Annotated in this window: 32 protein-coding genes; 29 read left to right on the top strand and 3 right to left on the bottom strand. The window is 46.3% G+C overall.

From position 1 onward, the window contains the following. Both RQP50_RS11350 and RQP50_RS11345 read left to right on the top strand, forming a co-directional pair. Nucleotides 1-939, top strand: a complete 939-nt coding sequence (locus RQP50_RS11350) for a helix-turn-helix transcriptional regulator (protein WP_315745577.1) — start codon at nucleotides 1-3, stop codon at nucleotides 937-939. 63 nt (nucleotides 940-1,002) lie between these two features. Beyond that, on the top strand, nucleotides 1,003-1,566 hold the full coding sequence (locus RQP50_RS11345; protein WP_315745576.1) for a DinB family protein: 564 nt from the start codon (nucleotides 1,003-1,005) through the stop codon (nucleotides 1,564-1,566). An 87-nt stretch (nucleotides 1,567-1,653) separates the two neighbouring features. On the opposite strand, the gene RQP50_RS11340 is transcribed toward RQP50_RS11345, so the two are convergent. Beyond that, a complete protein-coding gene (locus RQP50_RS11340) occupies nucleotides 1,654-2,385 on the bottom strand; it encodes an SOS response-associated peptidase (protein WP_072728816.1) in 732 nt (243 codons plus the stop codon). A gap of 311 nt (nucleotides 2,386-2,696) precedes the next feature. Between RQP50_RS11340 and RQP50_RS11335 the strand changes: the two genes are divergently transcribed. From RQP50_RS11335 to RQP50_RS11320, 4 genes are all read left to right on the top strand, one after another. Next, on the top strand, nucleotides 2,697-2,882 hold the full coding sequence (locus RQP50_RS11335; protein WP_394358385.1) for a hypothetical protein: 186 nt from the start codon (nucleotides 2,697-2,699) through the stop codon (nucleotides 2,880-2,882). Then, nucleotides 2,867-2,989 carry a hypothetical protein gene (locus RQP50_RS11330; RefSeq protein ID WP_315745758.1) on the top strand — a complete coding sequence of 41 codons (123 nt, stop codon included), beginning with the start codon at nucleotides 2,867-2,869 and terminating at the stop codon, nucleotides 2,987-2,989. Before RQP50_RS11335 ends, RQP50_RS11330 begins: the two co-directional genes overlap by 16 nt. Nucleotides 2,990-3,054: 65 nt before the next feature. Continuing rightward, on the top strand, nucleotides 3,055-4,323 hold the full coding sequence (locus RQP50_RS11325) for a DNA polymerase IV (protein ID WP_315745575.1): 1,269 nt from the start codon (nucleotides 3,055-3,057) through the stop codon (nucleotides 4,321-4,323). Continuing rightward, nucleotides 4,320-4,823, top strand: coding sequence for a hypothetical protein (locus RQP50_RS11320; RefSeq protein ID WP_021256634.1), 504 nt, complete (start codon nucleotides 4,320-4,322; stop codon nucleotides 4,821-4,823). Before RQP50_RS11325 ends, RQP50_RS11320 begins: the two co-directional genes overlap by 4 nt. A gap of 366 nt (nucleotides 4,824-5,189) precedes the next feature. On the opposite strand, the gene RQP50_RS11315 is transcribed toward RQP50_RS11320, so the two are convergent. Beyond that, the gene (locus RQP50_RS11315) at nucleotides 5,190-5,627 is read right to left on the bottom strand and encodes a hypothetical protein (protein WP_051613960.1); all 438 of its coding nucleotides are present in this window, start codon (nucleotides 5,625-5,627) and stop codon (nucleotides 5,190-5,192) included. Nucleotides 5,628-5,880: 253 nt separating this feature from the next. On the opposite strand from RQP50_RS11315, the gene RQP50_RS11310 reads away from it, so the two are divergent. From RQP50_RS11310 to RQP50_RS11290, 5 genes are all read left to right on the top strand, one after another. After that, on the top strand, nucleotides 5,881-6,393 hold the full coding sequence (locus tag RQP50_RS11310) for a Crp/Fnr family transcriptional regulator (RefSeq protein ID WP_072728815.1): 513 nt from the start codon (nucleotides 5,881-5,883) through the stop codon (nucleotides 6,391-6,393). A gap of 169 nt (nucleotides 6,394-6,562) precedes the next feature. Beyond that, a complete protein-coding gene (locus RQP50_RS11305) occupies nucleotides 6,563-7,096 on the top strand; it encodes a GNAT family N-acetyltransferase (RefSeq protein WP_315745574.1) in 534 nt (177 codons plus the stop codon). A gap of 197 nt (nucleotides 7,097-7,293) precedes the next feature. Beyond that, complete coding sequence (locus RQP50_RS11300; RefSeq protein WP_081677085.1) at nucleotides 7,294-7,611, top strand: spore coat associated protein CotJA; 318 nt, start codon at nucleotides 7,294-7,296, stop codon at nucleotides 7,609-7,611. A gap of 2 nt (nucleotides 7,612-7,613) precedes the next feature. Further along, entirely contained in the window at nucleotides 7,614-7,883 is a 270-nt protein-coding gene (locus RQP50_RS11295) for a spore coat protein CotJB (RefSeq protein WP_065290343.1), read from the top strand. Between the two features lie 51 nt (nucleotides 7,884-7,934). Continuing rightward, nucleotides 7,935-8,504 (top strand): manganese catalase family protein, encoded by a 570-nt coding sequence (locus RQP50_RS11290; RefSeq protein WP_021256628.1) that lies wholly within the window; start codon nucleotides 7,935-7,937, stop codon nucleotides 8,502-8,504. Nucleotides 8,505-8,609: 105 nt separating this feature from the next. Here the strand turns inward: RQP50_RS11290 and hmpA are convergent, their stop codons facing one another. Beyond that, on the bottom strand, nucleotides 8,610-9,824 hold the full coding sequence (hmpA, locus tag RQP50_RS11285) for an NO-inducible flavohemoprotein (RefSeq protein WP_315745573.1): 1,215 nt from the start codon (nucleotides 9,822-9,824) through the stop codon (nucleotides 8,610-8,612). Nucleotides 9,825-10,473: 649 nt separating this feature from the next. Here hmpA and RQP50_RS11280 point away from each other — a divergent pair. From RQP50_RS11280 to rsmD, 18 genes are all read left to right on the top strand, one after another. Continuing rightward, a complete protein-coding gene (locus RQP50_RS11280; protein WP_028531224.1) occupies nucleotides 10,474-11,115 on the top strand; it encodes a YitT family protein in 642 nt (213 codons plus the stop codon). 165 nt (nucleotides 11,116-11,280) lie between these two features. Continuing rightward, nucleotides 11,281-12,072: a hypothetical protein gene (locus RQP50_RS11275; RefSeq protein ID WP_021256625.1), complete on the top strand. Its 792-nt coding sequence runs from the start codon at nucleotides 11,281-11,283 to the stop codon at nucleotides 12,070-12,072. Nucleotides 12,073-12,204: 132 nt separating this feature from the next. Next, nucleotides 12,205-12,522, top strand: a complete 318-nt coding sequence (locus tag RQP50_RS11270) for a hypothetical protein (protein ID WP_021256624.1) — start codon at nucleotides 12,205-12,207, stop codon at nucleotides 12,520-12,522. Between the two features lie 423 nt (nucleotides 12,523-12,945). Then, nucleotides 12,946-13,725: an SDR family oxidoreductase gene (locus RQP50_RS11265; protein ID WP_315745572.1), complete on the top strand. Its 780-nt coding sequence runs from the start codon at nucleotides 12,946-12,948 to the stop codon at nucleotides 13,723-13,725. Nucleotides 13,726-13,815: 90 nt separating this feature from the next. After that, a complete protein-coding gene (locus RQP50_RS11260; RefSeq protein ID WP_315745567.1) occupies nucleotides 13,816-14,064 on the top strand; it encodes a DUF3951 domain-containing protein in 249 nt (82 codons plus the stop codon). 132 nt (nucleotides 14,065-14,196) lie between these two features. Continuing rightward, on the top strand, nucleotides 14,197-14,556 hold the full coding sequence (locus RQP50_RS11255; RefSeq protein WP_021256621.1) for a hypothetical protein: 360 nt from the start codon (nucleotides 14,197-14,199) through the stop codon (nucleotides 14,554-14,556). A 198-nt stretch (nucleotides 14,557-14,754) separates the two neighbouring features. Further along, nucleotides 14,755-15,240 (top strand): cation:proton antiporter regulatory subunit, encoded by a 486-nt coding sequence (locus RQP50_RS11250; RefSeq protein WP_065290344.1) that lies wholly within the window; start codon nucleotides 14,755-14,757, stop codon nucleotides 15,238-15,240. A 19-nt stretch (nucleotides 15,241-15,259) separates the two neighbouring features. Beyond that, on the top strand, nucleotides 15,260-16,510 hold the full coding sequence (locus tag RQP50_RS11245; protein ID WP_072728810.1) for a cation:proton antiporter: 1,251 nt from the start codon (nucleotides 15,260-15,262) through the stop codon (nucleotides 16,508-16,510). 94 nt (nucleotides 16,511-16,604) lie between these two features. Then, on the top strand, nucleotides 16,605-16,847 hold the full coding sequence (locus RQP50_RS11240; protein WP_021256618.1) for a hypothetical protein: 243 nt from the start codon (nucleotides 16,605-16,607) through the stop codon (nucleotides 16,845-16,847). A 152-nt stretch (nucleotides 16,848-16,999) separates the two neighbouring features. Continuing rightward, nucleotides 17,000-17,773, top strand: a complete 774-nt coding sequence (locus RQP50_RS11235) for an endonuclease/exonuclease/phosphatase family protein (RefSeq protein WP_315745563.1) — start codon at nucleotides 17,000-17,002, stop codon at nucleotides 17,771-17,773. A 297-nt stretch (nucleotides 17,774-18,070) separates the two neighbouring features. Then, nucleotides 18,071-18,532, top strand: a complete 462-nt coding sequence (locus RQP50_RS11230) for a phage holin family protein (protein WP_072728808.1) — start codon at nucleotides 18,071-18,073, stop codon at nucleotides 18,530-18,532. Nucleotides 18,533-18,855: 323 nt separating this feature from the next. Continuing rightward, the gene (locus RQP50_RS11225) at nucleotides 18,856-19,140 is read left to right on the top strand and encodes a DUF4183 domain-containing protein (RefSeq protein WP_021262518.1); all 285 of its coding nucleotides are present in this window, start codon (nucleotides 18,856-18,858) and stop codon (nucleotides 19,138-19,140) included. A gap of 208 nt (nucleotides 19,141-19,348) precedes the next feature. Beyond that, a complete protein-coding gene (locus tag RQP50_RS11220) occupies nucleotides 19,349-19,789 on the top strand; it encodes a DUF4183 domain-containing protein (protein WP_072728807.1) in 441 nt (146 codons plus the stop codon). Between the two features lie 251 nt (nucleotides 19,790-20,040). Next, nucleotides 20,041-20,757 carry a hypothetical protein gene (locus tag RQP50_RS11215; protein ID WP_315745556.1) on the top strand — a complete coding sequence of 239 codons (717 nt, stop codon included), beginning with the start codon at nucleotides 20,041-20,043 and terminating at the stop codon, nucleotides 20,755-20,757. Then, nucleotides 20,702-21,232, top strand: coding sequence for an accessory gene regulator ArgB-like protein (locus RQP50_RS11210; protein ID WP_315745554.1), 531 nt, complete (start codon nucleotides 20,702-20,704; stop codon nucleotides 21,230-21,232). Before RQP50_RS11215 ends, RQP50_RS11210 begins: the two co-directional genes overlap by 56 nt. Then, a complete protein-coding gene (locus RQP50_RS11205; RefSeq protein WP_265332081.1) occupies nucleotides 21,216-21,350 on the top strand; it encodes a hypothetical protein in 135 nt (44 codons plus the stop codon). Before RQP50_RS11210 ends, RQP50_RS11205 begins: the two co-directional genes overlap by 17 nt. 494 nt (nucleotides 21,351-21,844) lie before the next feature. Further along, nucleotides 21,845-22,429, top strand: coding sequence for an NAD(P)H-dependent oxidoreductase (locus tag RQP50_RS11200; RefSeq protein WP_021256609.1), 585 nt, complete (start codon nucleotides 21,845-21,847; stop codon nucleotides 22,427-22,429). A 238-nt stretch (nucleotides 22,430-22,667) separates the two neighbouring features. Next, nucleotides 22,668-23,258 carry a 16S rRNA (guanine(966)-N(2))-methyltransferase RsmD gene (gene rsmD, locus RQP50_RS11195; RefSeq protein WP_072728804.1) on the top strand — a complete coding sequence of 197 codons (591 nt, stop codon included), beginning with the start codon at nucleotides 22,668-22,670 and terminating at the stop codon, nucleotides 23,256-23,258. The last annotated feature ends 43 nt before the right edge of the window (nucleotides 23,259-23,301 follow it).

Below are 23,301 nucleotides of genomic sequence, written 5' to 3'. Positions count from 1 at the left end.
ATGAATAAGACGGATCGCATGATGGCGATTGTACTGGAGCTGCAGCGCAGAGGTACGCTGCGTGCAGAAGATCTGGCATCTGTATTCGAGACGAGTGTCCGTACAATCTATCGCGATATTCAGGCGCTCTGTGAAGCAGGGGTTGCGATTATCGGAGCTCCCGGCCAAGGATACTCGCTTATGGATGGCTATTTTCTGCCGCCTGTTCATTTTACAGCGGAGGAAGCAGAGGCGATTTTGCTTGGCGTAGATTATATGGAGCAGCAGTTCGGAAGAGCTCATGAAGATACGATACAGGCCGTTCGGCGCAAGCTTGAATCAGTCATGCCACAATCGGTACGGCAGGATACGGAACGGATGCGCTCTTCCTTGAAGCTCATTGCCCATTCTGCGCATGCAGAAGGACTTGCTCTGCTGCGGCGTGCTGTAATGGAGGAGCGAAGTGTGCGCTTCCGCTATGTGAAGCCTTTTCAAGGGGACGATGGTCGTAGAGAACATGTTCGCAAGGTAGATCCCTACGGGATTGTGCATATCCAAGGAACATGGTCGATGGTGGCTTATTGTCATCTTAGACAGGGACTTAGACATTTCCGACTTAGTCGCATACAGGATTTAGAACTGCTCGATGAATCATTCACTCGTCCGCCCGACTTCTCCCTACAGTCTTATCAGCCGACAGATGATCGCCAGCTCCTTGTACGTGTGCTTCTGCACGCCGCTGCCGCTGAGCGTGTGAAGGAGCAGGGATATTTCTTTATCGATACCATGGAGGAACAACCAGAAGGGGCACTTGTGACATTGCGAGTGAGACAACCTGAAGATGTGCTTGGTTGGATTCTAGGGTGGGGTTCGGCAGCTGTTGTATTGGAACCGGAGTCGCTTACAGCCCTTGTCCGCTTTGAGGCAGAAAAAATATTGCAGCAGTTAAAACGCTACTGACATACTGTTGTCAGTAGCGTTCGCGTATAGTAGGGGTATATTCGTTCGAAGGGAGCTTTACTAATGACAAATATGACCCCGCATCAGTCACTGTTAAGCCTAGAGGAATCAGTGAAGCAGGTTGTGCAAGAGCTTGATCTTTACAGTATGGAGGAGATTACACGCAAGCCAAGCGAGGAGGAGTGGTCGCTCGGACAGGTCTATATGCATTTGATCCGCTCTGCGCTCTTTATGCAGCTTCGTCAGGTGGAAGTATGCCGCGACATGACTGCAGATGCAGCTAGCAGTGACCAGTTGGAGAAGACGCAGCAGGGCAGTATGGTCTTCGCGGCTGGGAGCATCCCTCCTATTCGTGTGAAGGTGCCAGCCTCTCCAGAATATACGCCACCTCAACCTGCCAGCAAGGAGGAGATTGTAGAAGGCATGCAGGCAGTACTGCGGCGCATGAACGAGCTTGAACCTGTTATTGCTTCGATTCCAGAGAATCGCAGAACGATGCATCCAGGCTTCGGTTACTTGAGTGCGATGGAATGGTACTTGCTTGTGGATATGCACTTCCGCCACCATGCTCTACAGCGGGGACGCCTGGCGGAATTTCTTCGGGGAACTCCATCAGCCTCGTATTGAATGAGCATCGGAGTATCGGATGCTCCAAGGTGCGCGATTGCGAGATGAAGGAGCATGGCGTGATACTGCTATATGCTAGCGATAGGTTTATAGCGTAAATAAGGTAGGGGGGACGCTGTCTGGTGTCTCCTCTTGGTGCTGCTCGCTTATCTGCTCGATACAGGAGGGATCGTCCACTCGTGTATTCCCCACCTTAGCGCTGACAGGGTAGACCTCCATTAGCTTAGACGGATAGGGAAGGAGAACGGATTGAAGCTTCCCAGTGTCGGTCATTCGGCGATCAAGCCAGAATGACAGCTGATCCTCTGGTAAAATAACCGGCATTCGATCATGAATCGGCTCCATCAGCTCGTTCGGAGTCGTCGTGATGATCGTGCAGGTGCTGATTTTCTCCCCATTGGGATTGACCCATGTGTCATATAATCCTGCCATATTGAAAATACCGCCATCAGTGCGTCTAATACGCATAGGCTGCTTCGTTCCATCTGGATTTCGTTTCCATTCATAGAAGCTGTCTGCTGGTATAATGCACCGCTTCCGCTGGAATGGGAGGCGGAAGGCGGGCTTGTCCCGAACGGTTTCGGCGCGCGCATTAATTGTTCGTGCAGCGAACTTCTCGTCCTTCGCCCAAGCTGGAATGAGGCCCCACTTAAGCGGTCCAAGCCGCAGCTTCGTACCATCATGAATCAGAGCAGGTACTTGCTGGCTCGGCGCAATATTGTAGCGCGGCTCATGGAAGGGCACGAGGGCTCCTGAATCAAGCAGATAGTGCGCCATTAGCTGTTCAATGGTCACGGTTAATGTATATCGTCCACACACGTTACGTCTTCCTCTCTTGTCCGTTCTATCCTATGGTGATCTCATCATATCACATTCTCTTCCTTCCCGTGAGGTGATCCCTCAGTCACATGAAACGACTTAAACTTTACATACATTCAGCGTGAATTTGGAGTTATACGCCATCCGCAGTAGATCCTTACCTGCTCGACGCTATTCGATCCGAATTTTCAAAATCTCCCTGTTGAAAAGAGAATGTATGTTCGGTATTCTGGATATATAAGAACAAACGTTCTCGGTGGGGTGAAGGGTGTATGGATGGCAAACCGAATAAATCATGAGAACGAGTTATTATGTTGGCAGATTGTCAACCGTTCTATGCGAGTGTGGGGAAGGTTTCACACCCTGAATACAAGGATCGTCTGCTAGTTGTAGTAGGCGATCCTGCTCGTCGTGCTGGTATCGCACTGGCAGCTGGCCCTATAACTAAGAAACATGGTGTCATACAGCGGAGTGGCTCGGCTTGGCGAAGTCATTAGTAAATGTGCAGACCTTATTGTTGTTCCGCCCCGTATGGATGAACAGCATTTGGATGTGGCGGGCAGCCTATTACTTGCATAACGAATGTACGTTCGGCATACAATAGGAATATACGTTCTTATTTTGTGATTGTGTATGTAATATGATTTATAACTATTGGAGGGCTTTAATGTGAGTCAGAAAAGGGAAAGGGTAATATTTTTGGCCGATTGCGAAAGCTTCTACGCAAGTGTAGAAAAAGCAGATCATCCAGAATATCAAAATAAAGCAGTAGCAGTAGCTGGTGACCCTACACGTCGTTCAGGGATTATTCTGGCCGCGTGCCCGATCGCTAAAAGTTTTGGTGTGACATCAGCCGAACGGTTGGGTGAAGCACTCAAGAAATGCCCCGATCTCATCATTATGCGTCCTCGTATGCAGCATTATATCGATGTTTCATTGATGATTACTCAGATTTATGAAGAGTTTACGGATCTGGTTGAAGTGTTTAGTATTGACGAACAATTTTTGGATGTGACAGCCAGTCAATCCATTTTTGGTGATCCAATCACCATTGCGAAGGAAATCCAGAAACGGGTAATGCTCCAGACAGGGGTGCGGATTCGAATCGGGATCGGTACCAATAAAATATTGGCTAAGACGGCAACGGATATTTGGGCCAAAAAAAATAAAAGCGGTATTTTTACTTTGCATCCATCCGACGTTCCGACCATGCTGTGGAAAGAGCCCGTTCATAAAATGTTCGGTGTTGGATCTCGAATGTGCAAGCATTTTACGAAACTAGGGATAGTTACGATTGGGGATATTGCGAGAACTCCATTGCCCCAGCTCAAAAATAAATTTCGAGCTCGATTCGGCAAACAGTCGGATATTCATGCCGAGGTGATGTGGCGAACTGCGAACGGCTTGGATGATAGTCCGGTAACACCGGGTACATTTCAAACACCTCCCAAATCGATTGGTCACATGATGACCCTGCCCAGGGATTATGTGCATTCTACGGAGATCGATACTATCCTGTTGGAGTTGACGGAGGAAGTCTGCCGAGATTGTCGAATAAAAGGGTACATGGGCTGGGTCGTAACCGTAAGCTGCATGTGCAGCCCGTATGAAGCGCCCACAGGATTCTCACGCCAAATGAAAATGCCGGATCCGACGAATCATACCAATAAAGTATTTGATATGGTCAAGCGAATTTTTTATCAATATTGGGATCGAATGCCCGTACGTCGTGTAGGTGTTATGCTAAGCACATTGGAAGATGACCAGCAGTATCAACTAACGCTCTTTGAAGATCAAGTCAGAGCTAGAGCGCTGGATAAGGTGACGGATATGATTAAGGATCGATATGGCAATGCGGCAATTATCAGAGCTTCTTCTCTTACCTATGCAGGTCAAGCGGTAGAGAGATCCCTGAAAATCGGGGGGCATTATAAATGAGTAAAAAGCTCGAGAAGAATGGTCTTTGGGAGTCCAGCCGGATGATGTTGCCGCAACATCGGGAGGCTCTGTTGAGAAGGCATAGTGATACGTCAAGCGGGGAGTTAAACCAGCCAAAGAGGGAAGATATTGAATTAATGCGCGATTATGTTCTACTTTCGGTGATGTGTACGATGGTAACTAAGAAAATTCACGAAATGAAGGGATCCTCTGAGACATTGAAATCTCTGTATACCAAGGCTGCTCAAATTCTTGCAAATGATATCTCTACCGACCTGTCCAAAAGAAGACAGGAGATGTTGAAAAAAGAAATTCGTATTGTAGATGAAGAGAAGCATGATAGTACAATGATATTACACTATGCGTACCATGGCTATGAGGATAGTTTTCATATAACGAAAGAGTACATGAAGATGGAGATAAGCAGAAGGTTAGCTCGATACACGGACAGACTTACCACTAAATTAAGCAACTTAGTTGAAATAGAGCCGCGTTATTAATCGAGTCAAGAGAAGAAGAAAGAGAGCACCTGAGCCTAATTTGACTTCTAAGCCTGACAAAGCCATAACGAAGAATGCCAATTTCCCCAACTCGGGACTGGTTAGCCTGTTGAGAAATCCTCAACAGGTTTTTATCTTTTCCATTGTGTATTTATCCACAGCGTTAAATAGAGAATAGACTCCAACAATCGAAAGTTCGAGGATGCAGTGAATTCTGCGGGCTGTCTCATTGACGATGCTAGGAAAGCACATGATCAGAAATGCCCCTTAGCAAGCATCAGAAGAGCGGCTGCTCCGTCCTTGCCAAGGGGCATTGTTCTGAGGAAGTGGATAAGATGAGGCAGCGGTGAATATGGGGTTGTAAACCTATTGGTGCCGAGTAAGGGGACTGCCCATACTTGTGTCTGGATTCGAAGCTTGGGAGGCGGCAATGTTCAAGTAAGCCTGCATGCGGTTCTTCACCTCTGCACGAATCAAGCCGCGCAGCATGTAGAACGAATGTTGATAGCCTCGGCATACGTATTGGACACGAATCCCATGTTCAAGCCGTTCCTCCTCATACACTTTAATGCCGCGGTTGCGAAACTGTTTGCGTAGGCGGTACAAATCGAGAGAAACATTATCTTGTGCTTGTCTTAGACATTGTGTGTAGATGTCGGCCATCTTCAAATTAGAGGCTCCAATCCGTTCAATGTCGCGTTCCAGCACATCCAAGATTAGCGTTTGAATAATATATTGCTTGACGATGTAGGCATCTTCTCCGTTGTGGGGGGGAGAGCCGTTCGATGCGAATGGTGTGCCCATGCGCGTTCTTCCTCCTTGTATATATCGCGTGTGTGCCATATGCATGGCCTCATGTCGTGTGAGGCATGAGATATCTATTTAAAAGAGCGTATAGGGAACTCTTGTTCTTATTATATCCATAATACCGAACAAATATTCGCATTTCAACAACCAAACGTGGTCAAAAGGGTGAGAAATCGGTACAATAGGTACAACATACGTGCGAATGCGGCAGCATTCATAGACGGAACGGCAATTAGGGGGGGCAGCAAAAATGATTATGACACTGCATCGGGGAGAAGTTTTATTTCGACAAGGAGATCCAGGAACGTATTTGTACCGCATTATAAGCGGGCTGTGCAAGGTTACACGCTTGCATGAGAACGGCAATATTATTTTGTTCAACCTCGTATACACGGGCGAAATCGTCCCGCATCATTCCTTAATCACGCCGAAGGAATGTCACGGAACAGCGATCGCGATGGTTAAGACGGTCGTGGAACGGATTCCGGCTGAGGAGTGGTATGAAGGCTTGAGGCAGCAGCCGGACAAGGCGCTGGATGTTGCGAAGCTGCTTCAAGATAAGCTGCGTTTCATGCAGCAGCGCATTGATCATTTGACTATCGGGACACCGAGTGAACGACTAGAGCTGTTGTCAGCATGGCTGAGAAGCTATGCGGATACGATGCCTATTACCGAATTATTGACACAAGAAGAAATCGGCCAATTTATTGGTGTGCGGCGGGAAACAGTAAATCGGCTTCTTCGTCAGGGTCAACACGGGTAGAATGGATAACACGCATGCTTAGGAATTACATAAACATGCGCGAGCTATTTGAAGCTGACAAGCGCTGTGCCGTGAGGGCTCGTGCCGGTGTAGATATAGATCTATGTAAATAAAGATATAGGATGGGATTTCAAATGCCGCCCAAGTGTGCTTTAATAGGAGGATCATTTTGAATCCTGTAATCATATCGGAGGGCTATATGTTGCTTGAGACGAAACGTTGTACACTTACCAAGCTGCAAGCAAGTGACTATGATAACGTAAGACGGCTGTATGTGAACGAGGAGGTACGCAAATATCTGGGTGGGGCATGGACAGAGGAAGAGGCGATTACAGGCAGCTTCCGCAGAATGCTTGCTTCTCAGGAAGGAGCCTCGTTCTGGATCATTAGAGAAAAGCAAACGAATGCGTTTATCGGGTTGATTTCTCTGGATACGCACCATGATGGCGTCAGTACGGAGGTATCTTATGAGCTGCTGCCTGAATGGTGGGGCTCTGGATATGCGGCAGAGACAGTTACAGCAGTGATTGATTACGCATTTCGCGAACTAGGATTGCCTGAAGTGATCGCCGAAACACAAGCTGCGAACAAGGCCTCATGCAGGCTCTTGGAACGAATCGGCATGAGCTTCCAGGATACGGTGCAAAGATTTGGCGAACAGCAAGCGATATACGGCATCACCAATAGGGAGATCGTATCGTAAGCGACAGAAATGAAGCTCAACACTCTTTCTTTATCATTTGACATTCATTCCTATACCGCCAACAAAGCCAAGGTGTACAGAGAATCAGATCTGTCACATCTTGGCTTAAATTATGTACATGGGACATTCCTACTCTCACATACAAGTAAGAGATCGAGTAAATGCGAACATGAATGCAAGGAGGCGTAAAGAGTGTCATGGAACACGAATTACAGCGAAATTTAGCTTCAGAGGATCTGCCTCCGGTTGGACAGCAAGAGAGAAGCGGCTGTTGTCCGACGGAACAGGCTGTGCCGCAGGAGCGTGTATTTTTCCCGTTCCGAAGTCCGTGTGACCCCTGTCCGCCACTGCCTTATTCCGTCTTTGTCGTACCCATCAACCAGTTCATCACGTTCCAGCCGCCTAATCTCCCACAGTTCCCACCTGCGCAGGCACTACGCTGTGGAACCTTATGGCCTGCCCTATACAGCCCGTACCATTCCCGCAGAAACCAGCGAGGGGAGGAAGAAGCTTGACGATGAGTGTACATCCTTATCAAACCGAGGAATACCGCAGAAGCTTGGAACAGCTGCAAGTAATCGACTTCGTATTATTGGAGCTGAATCTGTACTTGGACACTCATCCGGGAGATCTGCAGGCGATTCAGCAGTTCAATTACTACGTCAGTGAGCGAATGAAGGTTGCCCATCAGTTCCAAGAGCAGTATGGCCCGCTTATGAACTTCGGCCATTCTTATTCGGGCTGTCCATTTACATGGGCTACCACGCCTTGGCCATGGCAGATTTAGCAGTGCGTCGTCAGGCGGCAAATAACTTGATGGACAGGAGGGGACGCGGAATTGTGGATCTATGAGAAGAAGCTGCAATATCCAGTACGTGTCAGCAAGTGTGATCCTCGCATGGCAAAGCTGTTGATGGAGCAATATGGGGGGGCGGATGGAGAGCTGGCAGCGGCGCTGCGCTACTTGAACCAACGGTATACGATACCAGATAAAGTAATTGGGTTGTTGACGGATATTGGAACCGAGGAATTTGCTCACCTCGAAATGATCGCCACGATGGTATATAAGCTGACGAAGGATGCAACACCGCGGCAACTGGAGGATGCAGGGCTGGGGCCACATTTTGTAGCGCATGAGAAGGCGCTGTTCTACAGCAATGCGGCTGGTGATCCATGGACGGCGACCTACATACAGGCCAAGGGCGACCCGATCGCGGATCTGTATGAGGATATTGCGGCAGAAGAGAAGGCGCGTGCTACGTATCAATGGTTAATCGACATGACGGATGATGTCGACTTGCAGGATGGATTGAAGTTCCTGCGTGAGAGGGAAGTCGTGCACTCCTTGCGCTTCCGGGAGGCTGTCGAGATTTTGAAGGAAGAGCGGGAACTGAAAAAAGTATTCTAATTCCCGCAGTTGTATATAGAGAATGTTGAGAGATTCGGATAACGAACATGAAGAAGGGACACCCTTGCTGAGCGCAAGAAGTGTCCCTTCTGTCGTCATTGCGGTTTAAACTTCTAAGGAACCTGCTGGGCCAAAGTATTCGTAGTGAATACGCTCAGGAGAAACCCCAAGCTGTTTCACTGCTCGGTAGATGGCCTTCATGAATGGTTCTGGGCCGCAGAAGTAAATGTCCGCATCCTCCCATACGGAAGCGGGAACGATAGAGCTAAGCCACTGCGCGTCCACGAAGCCGGTGTGAACAGAAGCTTCTGCCTCGCTGCCTTTCTCATAACAGAAGAAAGTGTGGATATGGCTGTACTGAGCGGCTAGATCATTCATTTCTTGACCAAAAGCATGCGCCGCTTGATTGCGCGAAGCATGAATCGAATAGACATCCCGCTTCGGTTCTGCTGCCGCCAGCGTGTGCAGCATGCTGAGAAGAGGTGTCTGCCCAACACCGCCGCCAATCAGCACAACTGGGGCCGTATCTGGCTTCAATGTAAAGTCGCCAGCAGGTGCAGTCGCTTCGATGACATCACCTACTTGCACCTCGTCATGCAGATAGGTGGAGACGATGCCGGCAGGTGCATGTTCGCCGCCGCTCTCGCGCTTTACGCTAATGCGGTAAGTATCGGATTGAGGGGCTTGGGACAAGCTGTAATGGCGATAATGGGTATTTTCATGTCCCTCCGGCTGAACCCGAACCGTTAAATATTGGCCAGGAAGGAAGGAGGAGATTGGCTGTCCATCCTCGGGCTTCAAGTAGAAGGAGGTGATCATGTCGCTTTCCTCCACTTTGCGGACAACGAGGAAGCGTCGCACATCTGACCAGCCGCCGATTTGCTGTTCGGCTTCCTGGTACATTTCTGCCTCTACCTGAATAAATACGTCGGCAATAACGCCATATGCTTCTGCCCAGGCTTCAATAATGTCATCAGTAGCAGCTTCGCCTAGTACATCCTTGATAGCAAGCAGAAGATGCTTGCCGACAATTGGATAGTGCTCTGGCTTGATGTTAAGTGCCCGGTGCTTCTGGGCAATTTGGCGTACGACTGGCAAGATTGTCTCCAATCGGTCAATATTCGCTGCAGCGGCATAGACCGCATTGGCAAGTGCCATCTGCTGTTTGCCATGTCGTTGATTGGCATGGTTGAATACATTAAGCAGCTCTGGATGATTGCTGAACAAGAGCTGATAGAAGCGTGTTGTAATTTGAGAGCCGTGCTCAGCTAATACAGGAACTGTAGATTTCACAATTTCAATCGTGCGAGGTTGTAACATAAGAGTTTCCTCCTTTTAATGACGATCATATGATGCGCAGTAGATTTTGAACGAATGCATGCGGCATCACAGTGTTTATGCTGCTATTTTATAGATGTGATATTCGTCACAATGTGATCTCGCGCACACGAAATATGATAGCTTTATGAACATGATGAAAAAATAGAGGAGTAACAGAAGAGGAACACAACAACGAATAGGACAAAATTGAAAAATGAAATGTAAAAGTGTCCAATTTGTGAGTAATTCGGAGGAAATCAGGGAGGATATCGATCTTAACTAGGACTATGCCAAGCTCGGAGCAGTTCATTGCAAATAAATCCGAACGACAGCGATATTTGCAGAATGGGATTGGTTTAGAGGGAATATACATTATGGTATAATACAATCAGTAAAGCAATACAAAAGACAAAACAAGAAAGGATCAGGATACCAATGCGTCCCCGAAGGATGAAACCCCAAAGGACAGTCTGGAAACGTTATGATCTTTCTTACATCTAGCTTCTTCTCGTTGATTTGTCAATTGTCGCTATGACGGAGACTGACACGAGAAGGATGCGTGAATTATGATGGTTCGAAGGATAGGAACCCCTATCCGTCTCCTCTCGGTTAGTCGAAGGGCTACATTACGAAACGAGAGGTTACGAAGATGGGGAACGAACAATTACGTAAGATTTTTTGGATGATGGTAGGATCAATGTTGTTGGCTTTCAGTTATTATCACATTAATTTTCAGAATCATTTGGCTGAAGGCGGGTTTGTTGGTTTAGCGCTGCTTGGCAAGTATACGTTTAATTGGTCGCCGGCGCTGACCGTGTTATGCATGGATGTTCCGGTATTTATTGCTGCCTGGTTTTTGAAAGGGCGGACATTCATTATGAATACGGCAATTGCAACAGGAGTGTTCTCGTTAACGTACGAGATGTGCGAGCGCTTTTCGCCATGGAATATGAATCTAGGCGGTAATATGGTGCTTGCAGCTGTTCTATCTGGATTGTTGACAGGACTTGGGGCAGGTCTCGTGCTGCGTCATGGAGGCGCTTCAGGCGGTGATGACATTCTGGCATTATTTATGAGCCGTAAGATGAACTTAAGCATAGGTACAGTATTTATTATTTTTGATATAGCGGTATTGCTGCTGTCCTTATTCTTCCTGCCGCTTGTCGACACGCTGTATACGATACTAGCTGTCAGCATAGCAGGCAAGGTAATTACGTGGACGGTACAGATTGGCACGACACGCAGTCGTTCCATCCCGGTACGACCAGCAGTTCGGCATCAACACGGGTAATCAAGCACGAGTTTGGGATACAGAGAACCGTTCGGTTGCTTCCTGATCAGGGAGGACTGAACGGTTCTTTCTTGTTATATTCGAAAAAAATCAAAGGCAGAATGCATGTTCGCTCATTCTCCGTCATATTCTTGATCCAAGGACAGGTAAGAGAGGAGGGACGATATGGAAGCGATCATTAAAGCGATGCTTGACAAGCTGCCGGCATGGTCATATCAGCTCTTTGCTGTTGTGATTGCGGCAGGATTGGTGTTTTATTTCATTAAGACACTCTATATTAACAAGAAGTTTACCGAAGTTATTCATGAGGTGCTCAATCGGGAGGATCGAATGAAGCTGCTGCAGGATAAGGTGGACAATTTGCAAGTGACAGGAGGCCTCACGGAGCACGCATCTTCTCAAATGCTGTCCGCGCTGCGCAATATGAAGCCGTTCGCTGATGCGCTTAATGGGTTGCGGGGAATGGCAGACCCGTATGCTGTTCTTCACGAATCGAACTTCCTGCTGCAGCGGATGTTGGATATGCTCGCCGTAGATATGAAGTGCGCTCCAGGCGGTCATCATCGCTGCGGCATTTGGAAGTATGAGGAGCCCATACTAATTCTACAGCTTGCTTCGGTTGGCTTCCCGAACCATTATGTTGGACAGCGCCATCTTCATATCGATCGCTCTGTAGCGGGACGTTCCTTCCGTAAGCAGGTTACTGTCCAATGTGCAGATGTGCTGAAAGATGAGGATTGGGAACGCAATCAAGAATCGAAGAGTCCCTATCGCTCATTGATTTGCATTTCACTTGGAACGTACGGTGTATTGACGATGGATGGCTTGGAGCCGTTCAATGAATCCAGTGCGGTCATCGGTGAATTGTATGCAGCGATTATGACAGGAATTCTTGCCGAGCAGCAGGCGGTATTAGAACTTGGCGAACCTGCCCAGATTGACTCTGCCCAAGGATAAACATCAGGAACTTAGTATAAGCACCGTAGTCATTGATAAGGTGAGGTACATGAGTGCCTATGTTATAATGAAGGCAAACGCTGATGGAGCAAAGGCGGTATGTGCACCGAGTCAGTCAGAAGGGAAATTGGTATGAAAAAATGGATGTGGATTGTCCTAACTGTAATCGTACTTATTGGTGGAACCGCTGCATTTACGATTGGCTTCGTGAATTCCACGATGATCGAGCCAGGCAAGGCGGCTGTAGTCGTTCAAGAATATGAAGGCAGTGTCAAGGCAATAGAAGCAGAGCGGCTTACGATTCATTCGGGGGATCGTGAGGAAGTATTCCGCTTGACTGGATCCACTGATCTTCAGGGGGAGGAGTTCCGGAGTATTCAGCCTGGAGCAAACGTGCGCATTGGGGTCAATGAAGGAAGAGATATTGTATGGCTGCGATTTGTTCGCTAGTGGAAAATGGCGCATGATGTAATGACACAAGCATGAGAAAGAGGAGCTCGGCATTCTGCCGGGCTTCTTTTTTTGACAGTGCGCTCATCCCAAGCACAGTACGTGCAGCCCGCGGCGGATGATGGCGAGAAAACCTTGATATATTACGAATGTAGGCATACAATAGGGCATAGGAGATGTATGAGAGGGGATTCATATTTAATATGTGGACTTTGTAATGGAGCTGTAACTGAATAGATCGTACCATTCCGAACGAGATTCGATGACGGGATAGGTGTGTCTATTTATACCCATTACAAGGAACGCAAGGTTAAGTGTTATGAACTGACCAAGCAGACGCCATGGGTGTCTGCTTTTTTTGGTACATTGGCATCTCCGATAAACTTGCGATTGCCGTTCCTTACCCATAAGGAGACGATAAATATGTACAACGAGAATAGACGTAATATTGCAATTGTAACTGGAGCAAGCCGCTCCAAAGGAATTGGCGCAGCTATTTGCAGAGAGCTTGCAGCGAAAGGCGTCGATGTGTTCTTTACACACTTGTGCCACTACGATAAGGCGACCGGCTATGAGGACGCGAACGGCAGCTGGCCAGAGCGATTTGCACAGGAGATTAGGGAATACGGGGTTCGGGTAGAGCATATGGAGCTCGACTATTTCGATGCCAATTCTGCTGTTCGGCTGTTGGATGAAGTCGAGAATCGCTTAGGTAGACCCACGATCCTCATTAACAATGCTACACATTGTGTAGAGGTCGACCATCATCATGTAACGGCACAGATTATCGATCATCATTGTATCGTGAACGTAAGAGGAACGATGATGCTATCTGTGGAATTCGCGAAGCGGCTTGAGGCTGCGGAGGAGTGCGGCAGAATCGTGAACTTCGTGTCTGGGCAGGACAAGGAACCGCAGCCTGGCAACTTGGCCTACGCTGCTTCGAAGGGGGCAATATCCGCCTTCACTACTTCGTTGGCTGCGGAACTGGCCTCTCATCGAATTACGGTGAATGCGATCGATCCTGGTCCGACCGATTCCGGAATGGAAGCATTCGTGCAGGACTTCTTAAGACCGAAGTTCCCAACGGGGCGCATTGGTACACCAGAGGATGCAGCGCGCTTAGTGTCATTCCTGGTGAGTGACGAAGCAGAATGGATTACGGGGCAGATTATCCATTCAGATGGGGGCTTCCGTAATTAGACGAATGAATGATTATGAAAAAAATGAAACGTTTCCACTTGTACTGCGTAGTATCTAGTAACGCTCATTTCTGCGACTGAGGAGGATGCAATGATCTATTTCACAGTTATGATCGGCATGATTAGTTTATTTCTGATGATGATCGTAGGATGGGTTGGTTACAAGCAATTCGTGAAGCGGGAGCCGGTCGAGGTTCATTATACGCCCTTCGATTATATTACAGCGCAATCGAGCGTGGAATTTCATGATGAGAAGGAAGATCATGAAGAACAGGACGGTCATGGTGATGATAAGGATCCACAATCATCTGGCGCAATGTCGACTCGATCGTTGAAGTGAACCATTGCAGTTGAGCGGAATCGCGTTCATCCAGAGAATGGATGTTCGATCTTTCTTGCTTGATACAGATCTGCATGATAATCTTATTTCTATTAAAAAAATGTACGATTAACTAACGACAGGGGGTGCGATATGACAAGATTGAGTGTGCAGTGGGAGAAAAACAGCATACTTGGTGTTGTGTGTGTTGCCCTCCTGCTTTTGTGTTCGGTATTTTCCACGTTTATGGTCGAGGAAGATCGCGTCAACTGGAACAATCCTTCCAAGCTGACGAAGTCTTTTCATGAGCAGCAGTTTATACCGGTTTCACGGCATACCTCTGCCATGAAGCAGCTATTTGTGAAGAAGATTGTAGTGATGTTTATTCTCTTCTTCAAGGAATTCACCTTTAGTATGCCCCCTGTTATTAGGTATCTCCACAGTTGTTTCTTCGTTATACGGAAGCGTTTATTTCTCATGCCTATCAAATTCACCTCTACGTTCGTAGTGTAAATCTCTTACATTCATAAGGCCGTACTTGAAATTGAATAAGGAATAGCAGTGCAAGATGTTCTCTATGGCATTAAAAATCGTTATTTACATGGATTATTTTGTGCTGCATGAAAGATGTGTTTGACATGTATATAAAGTTCCTTATTTCACAATGTGAGAAAATAAACCTATGGACGGTTGGAGGGATTTCATTTGAATATGAAAGAAACGGAATTGCCAGGAATCGGTCGTAAATATCAGTTGGAAGCTCGCAATGGAGATCAATTGGTCATCATTGTACATGATGATGGACGCCGAGAGATGTATCATTTTGATCAGCAGGATCAAGAAGAGAGTATTTCGATGGTGACATTGGATGATGATGAGGCGCGCGCAGTTGCTGCTATCGTTGGCGGGCTTATCTATAAGCCGAAGGCGCTGGAGACGGTCAATGTTGCCTTGGATGACCTCATGATTGAATGGTACAAGGTGGAGCCTCATGCAGCCTGCGTTGGCAAGAGCATCGGAGAAATTAAAGTACGCGAAACGACAGGGGCAACGATTATAGCGATTCTTGAAAAGGATAAGAAAATAATCAATCCAGGACCTGATGTCGTGTTATCTGCTCATACAACGCTTGTCGTTGCAGGGGAAAGACAACATATTAAGCTGCTTAAGCCTTGGCTGTTAAGTGGAAGCGAATAAGCAGAAAACGGGGTGAACTATGGATACGATTATTTTCGAGGTAGGATTAGCTATTGCTTTAATTGGACTAGTGGGCGTTATTGCAACGAAGCTTCGCTTCTCTGTCATTCCATTCTATATTCTTATCGGGATGGCGGTAGGGCCGCACGCGCCGCACTTTTGGATATTTGATTTCCGTTTCATTGAGAGTTCCGTCTTTATTGATTTTATGGGTCGTATTGGGGTACTGTTCCTATTGTTCTATTTAGGACTGGAGTTCTCCGTTGGCCGCTTGCTCAAATCAGGGAAATCCATCGTGGTTGGAGGAATTTCCTATATTGCGATTAACTTCGTCTCCGGCTTGCTGATAGGTTGGCTGATGGGAATGCCGCTTGCGGAGACATTGGTCATTTGCGGGATTATGACAAGTTCCTCAACCGCGATAGTAGCGAAAGTGTTGGTCGATTTAAAACGGACGGCGAATCCGGAAACTGAAGTGATTATGGGCATGATTATGTTTGACGATTTATTCATCGCCATTCATATGTCCATTTTGTCCGGTCTTGTACTTAGCGGGGGCGCATCCCTCGGAACGGTACTGATGACAACGGGCTCTGCACTTGTATTCATTTTGTTATTCATTATTTTGGGCCGCAAGGCGATGCCGTTCATTGATCGAATCTTGAACGGGAAATCATCAGAACTGTTCCTTATTTTGGTGATGGCAACACTGTTCCTTGTAGCTGGATTTTCGGAAACACTGCATGTGGCAGAGGCGATTGGAGCTCTATTAGTAGGACTTGTACTTGCTGATTCCCAGCATGTGAAGCGGATTGAACATTATGTGATTAACTTCCGTGATTTCTTTGGAGCTGTGTTCTTCTTCAGCTTCGGCTTAACGATTGACCCGATGACATTAGGCGGAGCAGTTGGTATGGCGATTGTCGCTGTGATCTTGACAATAATCGGGAATGTCATCGCAGGGATGCTGGCAGGGCGCGCAGCAGGCTTATCGAGCCGTGCTTCCATTAACATTGGTTTCACATTGGCCTCAAGAGGAGAGTTCTCCATTATTATGGCGAATATCGGCAAGGCAGGAGGGCTGCTTCCGGTAGTCCAATCTTTTGCCGTGCTATATGTATTGTTGCTGGCGATTTTAGGCCCGCTCTTAACGAAGGAGTCCAAGCGCATATACAACCTGGTCGATAAGGGGATTCAAGGGAGTAAAGGGCTATTCGGGAAGAAGCGAGTTCGTGGCAAGGAACAGAGCGCGAACTCAGATGGTGTATAATCGGGCGGCTCATCTCTAAAAAATGGGTACGTTTTGAGAAAAATAGGTTATATTATATATTGTAAGGCATACCCATTCAAGGGAGGGATAGCGTATGAATATCACTATCGATCTCACGCAGATTGGGAGCGCTTATGAACACAAGGATTGGAAACGGGTGGATACAATCTATAGACATGCAAGGGAACGCATGATGGCGGGCGATACTGTCATCTTGCAGCGAGATGTACCTAACCGTGCTCCTATTGCGGTACGAACCTTCGAACAGCTGGATGAGCTGGAAGAATGGATTCGCCATATGGAGGACGAGTACTGTCTAGCAGAACCCTATGCGTAATGGAACATTCCATCTATGATGGTTACGAATTTGAGCCGCTGAGCATTCAGCGGCTTTTGTTTTTCTCTTAGAGGACAAGAGGGGGAATCGAGCGTTATGGAGAATGTCAGTGATAGAACGATACATCTTGTCATGTTCATCCGTAGCGGTTCATGCACGTTATGAGAGTTCGTAACCTGGGTTACTGGCTGAACTTTTACTATGATGAGGGGCACAGTATTTTGAGCCGGTATCCAATTCATCAATCGGCGCATAAGGAGTTCATTTGGGTAGAGGTTGCGCCGGACGAGGTGGCTGCCATGAGCAATGTTCACCTGTGCCACGAGCCGTATGGACCCTATGACATACGGGATGGGCTGGATGCTGCAGCTGCGTTGGCGAACGAGAACCGAATTCATATGCAAGAGATGAACAGTCGGTTCCATCTGCTCGGACAATTGGCAAGTCAAGGCGTTCCCGTGTTTCTCACAGGCGATTTCAATGCTCCATCCCATCTGGATTGGACAGATGAAGCGAAGAGCATGCACTTTGGCGTAGCTGTCGAATGGCCGGTATCCATACGATTGGAGCAGCTACAGTTTCGAGATTCCTATCGGGAAGTGCACTCGGATCCGCTCACGAAGCCGGTCGTGACTTGGACGCCAGGAGGGAATGGACATATTGAACCGGATGAAGTCCATGATCGAATTGATTTTGTTTATGCGGGAGGGCCGTCTGCTACGATTGACAGCCGTATTGTAGGCGAGAGAGGTCCCTATACTGATATTGCGATTACACCATGGCCGTCCGATCATCGGGCAGTTGTCTCTACCTTCGAACTCATTCCTGCAAGGATTTCGATGGACATTGGATCATCCATTCAAGTGAGCCATGAACGGATAGTCCAAGGTAAAGGGACAATTGAAGCGAGCCGGAATATTGAATAAGGAATAGGGGCATAGGGATACGGTACTCCGTGGGGTACCGTATTTTTCTGTTGATCAAGTGCGGGGGGAAGCGGAGGTTAGTCCATTGACTGAGTGCAAATCTTTCATTCTAGTAGATCAAAATCATCCTGTCCATTGTTGCAATGAAAGCGAGTTAGGAGGCTTGCCTTTGTCGGGCAACGAGCATGCTGCATAACATATAGTCAGGGTCTGCGAGTGCTTCGTCAATACTCTAGCAGAGGCATTGAAAGTGCTAGATACAGGCCGAAGTGTATACGACTGCAGAGGAGGGCAAGCATGGACCGATTCAATCTTCTACTCAAAACGGGTGCTGCAGCTGTTGGGGGGACGTTTTCGTTTGTATTTGGAGGATGGCCTGCGTTAGTTCAGGTTCTGTTAACGATGGTAATATTAGATTATGTGACAGGGATGTTAGCTTCCGCTGTGGAAGGGAAATTGCTAAGCCGGGTCGGTCTTATCGGGATAGCGCGCAAAGTATTCGTTTTCTTCATTATTGCACTCGCTCATCAGATCGATATCGCGTTTGACAGCAAAGAGATGATTCGAGATGCGACAACCTATTTTTATATGGCTAATGAAGTGCTGTCGATTGTTGAGAATGGAGGCCGACTCGGTGTGCCAGTCCCAAATGTAATCAAAAAGGCGATCTTTGTATTGAAGGATAAGGGCGGAAATGAAGAGGGTATCCCGAAGAAAGAATCTAAGAAAGACGATGAACAGGAAGAGGAGAAGAAATAGCATTTGCTTACAAGAAGCAAGCGTTTACTGCAGTATGGACGAGCTGTAGGTTATGCTGTCAGATAGATTGAGAAAAGGTGGTACAGAGCTTCCCGCTAGTGAAATACTAGGAAGCTCTCTTTGCATATAAAAATGTCTCATCCGGCCGGTGTCTCGTGAGGATCTATAGGTTACAAATAGGGAAGTATACGCTGTTAAATACCGTTTCATTCATAGATTTCTCGCATTTAATATAAAGAGAGAATTGCTCTACGCAGTCTCTTGAGCTATGGTGTTGTTCCACATAAGCCTGAATGATGATTTGTAATGGGAGGTGCAAGCAATTGGCAATTATTAAACCTTTTCTCGCGAGCAGAAGATTTGCGGCTACGTTATCTGCGGGTACTGGAACTGGTGCTGCGTTTGCGGTAGCAGCCACTAGCTTCACGAATGATACAGGTGCAGCTGCTACAGCGTTTCCTTCATCGTTTGCGTACTACAATCTGTATATTAATGGCGTGCTTCAAACAGGAGATACGTCTACGATCACGACAACGAATGTGACGATTCCAGGAGGAGACGCGCTTGATGGTGCAACTCCAATCTTGATTGAATTTGTTATTACGTAAGTATACTATCTTGAGAATGATGTGAGTCGCGTGCAGGTTCCCTCTATGGAGATTGATTTTTGCCTAGGGGGAGCCATTTTGTGTTGCAAAATTTAGGAGAGGAGGATGTACAGATGGCCATGAGCAGAAGGGATGTGCTTGAATAACATAATAAAAAGTGTTCCAAGGCCGGACGACAACAGATAAAGAGGACGGGTGACATAGAGTGATGAATGACGGTAATGGTGTAATTCGCCTAACAGCCAAACCATGGATTATTAAAATTGAACATCCTTACGCGGCAAGCAGTGCAACATCAAGCACCATTATGCCGCCCCAGAGCTGTGCTTCTATTTTCCCAGCTCTTCCCCCTCAGCCGCCTCCGCCAGAGAATGACAGAATACTTAAGGTTGATACTTTCCAATATGTTGCAATTTGCGATGGGTTGAAATATGAATATACGAATGCCGAGGCACAGCCTCAGTATGGAAGCTCAGACATTCTGAATCCGTTGACGGTATCTTATACGAACCTATTTCTTAATGGCATGCTTCAGCCGCTTAATGTTTACAAGGTAGAAACGGGACTACTAACGTTGAACGAGGTGCCAGTGGAGGGGACTCCGCTAACTTTGCAGTTTGTTAAAATTTATCATGTGGAGATCAGTTAATATATGAGACATACAGTATGCAACAGTGGTGTACACCTATGGGATAAGGAAAACGCACTAGTGGTGCGAAGCATTAGGGATGGAGTTATTCATGCACCCTATATGAAGGTGAAAGCAATGGGTGAGTATTAGGGTTATCTTACATGTGCTATGAAGCAAGTAAAACTTCGGATTTTTCCAGGGCTTTTTAATTCCTTTTACCACATCAAATAGTATAATAGTCATATATTATTCTAAAAGGGTGGTGCAAAGTGAGTCAGTCTTTAACTTACATATTATTTAGTACCCTCGATGCTGCAGTTGTTAATGCTTTGATCCTAAAGATATATAAGCAGCCTTTATTAAGGTACAAGTATAAAATACTTGTTTTATCCGTAGCATTAGTAATATGTTCATTTTTAATGAGGACTGTAATTAATTTACCTGCTTTGGATTTGCCCTTGCAATATATCATATTTGTAATGTTTTACTATTCCGTATTGGAATACAGGCTGCATTATGCAGCATTTATTATCGGATCAGGATTATCGGCATACATATCGATCCAAATGATTGTATACTACTGTTTGGCCACCATAGGGATAGCTGATAAATCAGTAATATTTGCATATACGGGATTCCCTGTTAACGCTATTCAATTATGTTCTATTGTTGTTGGTGCGGCCATTGCCTTATTCCTATGGATGACGGGAAGAGGATTTTCATTCATCATCGTGCCGCCTCATGATACATTCAGAATTAAGTATTCAGAGTATAGTCATCGAATTGTTGTTATTTCAGGAATGATATCGGCAGTAACGATATTCCTGACTTTATTAATAATCCTGTCTCAGAATTACATATTGCTCATGATACTTTCATTATCAAGCTTTGGCATTGCTTACTATTACTCGGATCGGGGAGATTACGAAAGTGTTAGAAGCGATATCGAGAAACATTGCAATAAAATTGAAGAAGAACAACCCTGAGAGTGATGTTGATGTAGAGGTTTTAGAATATGGAATTGCAATGAAATTAAATAAATATGGAGTAATCTTGATTACAGTTACTTTAGGGACTATCTTCGGACATCTATATGAATCTATACTAGCATTAGTGGCATTAGCTGCTATTAGAAGGTTCTCTGGAGGGGCACATTTTTCTTCACTAACTGCGTGTATGATCATATCCTCATTATTTTGTGTGATAACGCCTATGATACTCCTATCGAAAACGACTGCTGTTGTTTTGACTTTGGTATCCGTTTGTATCTATTATTTTCGAGCCCCAAATTGGTTTGAGGAACTTACTGTCCAAAAAAATGATATACTGTATAAGTACATAGCAATGTTGATAGCAAGTGGTAACTTAATCCTGCAATCTAGTGTTATAGCGATTGTTTTCTTTGTACAAGCCTTAACATTATTACCGAAAGGAGGTGTCAAGGATGAAAAAGAACATTGAAATGTTTCTAATGAAACAATTGGAGAAAAGTGCTGAAAAGGAAGCGAAAAAAGCAAAGATCGTTTTCGGTGCTAAGAAACTCCCAACAGCTTTGAAGAACGTAAAGCATGAGAATTAAAATGGTGCTTTGAAAAGTTCATCCATCCGGCAATATAATGCTTTAGCAACCGTATCATCACTTCAGTGAAATTAGAACGGTTAAGAGCATAGTTGGATATTGCTTGGACAGAGTATCCTGTTTTTGGCTAAGTCCCCATTAAGTCCTCACCAAGATAATCTCGCTGAATAAAACAACATCTAAAGAACGTTTGAAATCTTATGTATAAGGGTTTGGAGTAAATTAAAACGGGTGCCCTATTGCTAGGACACCCTCATGGGAGAGGAGAAACCGGACGAAGAGCTTATGGGGAAACGTAAGTCTTCTCCGCGGTTGTCTACGACATTCGATGATGTCGATACTTTAATGATTGCCCGATTGGGCAGAAATATACATGTCGAAAAAAATTTGTAGGGCTCGATAAATGATGCCGCTTTCTCACATCCTATAACCAAAATGAACTTGCCCAGCTGTATAAGCAGGGGTGATGGTCATATATGTAGGAGGAGATCGAGTTGAGGCATCTGATTATATACGCACATCCCAATCCGAACAGCTTCAATCATGCCATTATGGAAATGGTACAAGCTGAATTGGAGGATCAGGGACATGCCGCATTGGTTCGCAACTTGTATGAAATGGAGTTCAATCCGGTGCTGTCGGCCAAAGACTTCGAATTATTCGGACAGCATGAGCTGCCTCCTGATATTGAGGAGGAGCAGGGTCATATTACGTGGGCAGATCATATCATCATGATTTATCCAATCTGGTGGGCAAGTATGCCTGCCATTATGAAGGGGTACATCGACCGTGTGTTTTCATATGGCTTCGCCTACAAATATGGTGCAGACGGCATAGAGAAGCTGCTGTTAGGGAAGTCGGCGCTGCTCTTGTCCACACATGGCAACACACATGAGCAATATGAGCAGAGCGGCATGTATGAGGCCATGCAGAAGACGACTGATAGCGGCATTTTTGAATTTGTCGGCATGAAAGTGCTTGTACATCGGTTCTTTGCCTCCGTGACGACAATTGACGATGAAGCGCGCAAGCAGATGCTTGTTAGTGTGAAGGAACTGCTGCAGAAGCTGCATCGATAAGTTGACGTTGATAGATAAGGCTTCTTATCGGGAACCCTATTTCCGGATAAGGAGCTTTTCTTTTTATAGAGGGATTGTGCGATGAAGAAGCTAACTCTGAATGAGGACACGTTTTCCTTTTTCAAATTAGGAGAAAATGTGATACGATAAACGTCGAAATACAAGAAGTTTACCGTTACATACCATCATGATTATACGGATAAGCTGCGCTGAGGCGCATAAGAATGGGTGGAGTGAATTGAGAGTTATTTCAGGAACAGCAAGAGGTCGCTCGTTGAAGCCGGTACCCGGCATGGGGACGCGGCCGACGACAGATAAAGTCAAGGAAGCCTTGTTCAGCATGATCGGGCCGTATTTTGACGGCGGCTGTGTGCTGGATCTGTTCGCAGGAACAGGTGGACTTGGCATCGAGGCACTAAGCCGTGGTGCGGAACAAGCGATATTCGTGGACAAGGATCCCAGGGCTGTCGAAGTTGTGAAGCACAACGTTCAGGCGGCAGGGGTCGCGGAGCAGAGTGAAGTATACCGCAATGATGCCAAGCGGGCGATTAAGGCATTAACGAAGCGTGATATTTCATTTGAACTTATTTTTCTTGATCCGCCATATCGATTGAAGGATGCGGACGAACTGCTAGAAGGCATGTGGAATGACGGGTTAATCTCGGAGGATGCGACGATTGTCGTTGAGCATGACTCGAAGCATGAATATCCCGAAGAGATCGGTCCTCTCTACGTATGGAAGAAAACAGAGTACGGAGAAATTGGAATTACGGTATATCGGGTCAAGGAACAGACAGAGAAGGAAGCTGAGCTTGAACAGGACGCATAAGCTTCTAAACTATATGAGGAAATGAAACGTGCAGAAGAATTTA

It is taken from the genome of Paenibacillus suaedae (assembly GCF_032337355.1).
In the GTDB taxonomy this organism is placed as follows: domain Bacteria; phylum Bacillota; class Bacilli; order Paenibacillales; family Paenibacillaceae; genus Paenibacillus_B; species Paenibacillus_B suaedae.
Note: the sequence above shows the minus strand (reverse complement) of the source record. Positions and strands in the feature narration are given on the sequence as shown.

Coding starts and splice junctions, on each gene's coding strand:
- RQP50_RS11350 (WP_315745577.1), top strand. CDS start 1: ATGAATAAGACGGATCGCATGATGGCGATTGTACTGGAGCTGCAGCGC.
- RQP50_RS11345 (WP_315745576.1), top strand. CDS start 1,003: ATGACAAATATGACCCCGCATCAGTCACTGTTAAGCCTAGAGGAATCA.
- RQP50_RS11335 (WP_394358385.1), top strand. CDS start 2,697: ATGTTGGCAGATTGTCAACCGTTCTATGCGAGTGTGGGGAAGGTTTCA.
- RQP50_RS11320 (WP_021256634.1), top strand. CDS start 4,320: ATGAGTAAAAAGCTCGAGAAGAATGGTCTTTGGGAGTCCAGCCGGATG.
- RQP50_RS11315 (WP_051613960.1), bottom strand. CDS start 5,627: ATGGGCACACCATTCGCATCGAACGGCTCTCCCCCCCACAACGGAGAA.
- RQP50_RS11310 (WP_072728815.1), top strand. CDS start 5,881: ATGATTATGACACTGCATCGGGGAGAAGTTTTATTTCGACAAGGAGAT.
- RQP50_RS11300 (WP_081677085.1), top strand. CDS start 7,294: ATGGAACACGAATTACAGCGAAATTTAGCTTCAGAGGATCTGCCTCCG.
- RQP50_RS11295 (WP_065290343.1), top strand. CDS start 7,614: ATGAGTGTACATCCTTATCAAACCGAGGAATACCGCAGAAGCTTGGAA.
- hmpA (WP_315745573.1), bottom strand. CDS start 9,824: ATGTTACAACCTCGCACGATTGAAATTGTGAAATCTACAGTTCCTGTA.
- RQP50_RS11280 (WP_028531224.1), top strand. CDS start 10,474: ATGGGGAACGAACAATTACGTAAGATTTTTTGGATGATGGTAGGATCA.
- RQP50_RS11275 (WP_021256625.1), top strand. CDS start 11,281: ATGGAAGCGATCATTAAAGCGATGCTTGACAAGCTGCCGGCATGGTCA.
- RQP50_RS11270 (WP_021256624.1), top strand. CDS start 12,205: ATGAAAAAATGGATGTGGATTGTCCTAACTGTAATCGTACTTATTGGT.
- RQP50_RS11265 (WP_315745572.1), top strand. CDS start 12,946: ATGTACAACGAGAATAGACGTAATATTGCAATTGTAACTGGAGCAAGC.
- RQP50_RS11260 (WP_315745567.1), top strand. CDS start 13,816: ATGATCTATTTCACAGTTATGATCGGCATGATTAGTTTATTTCTGATG.
- RQP50_RS11255 (WP_021256621.1), top strand. CDS start 14,197: ATGACAAGATTGAGTGTGCAGTGGGAGAAAAACAGCATACTTGGTGTT.
- RQP50_RS11250 (WP_065290344.1), top strand. CDS start 14,755: ATGAAAGAAACGGAATTGCCAGGAATCGGTCGTAAATATCAGTTGGAA.
- RQP50_RS11245 (WP_072728810.1), top strand. CDS start 15,260: ATGGATACGATTATTTTCGAGGTAGGATTAGCTATTGCTTTAATTGGA.
- RQP50_RS11240 (WP_021256618.1), top strand. CDS start 16,605: ATGAATATCACTATCGATCTCACGCAGATTGGGAGCGCTTATGAACAC.
- RQP50_RS11235 (WP_315745563.1), top strand. CDS start 17,000: ATGCACGTTATGAGAGTTCGTAACCTGGGTTACTGGCTGAACTTTTAC.
- RQP50_RS11230 (WP_072728808.1), top strand. CDS start 18,071: ATGGACCGATTCAATCTTCTACTCAAAACGGGTGCTGCAGCTGTTGGG.
- RQP50_RS11220 (WP_072728807.1), top strand. CDS start 19,349: ATGAATGACGGTAATGGTGTAATTCGCCTAACAGCCAAACCATGGATT.
- RQP50_RS11205 (WP_265332081.1), top strand. CDS start 21,216: ATGAAAAAGAACATTGAAATGTTTCTAATGAAACAATTGGAGAAAAGT.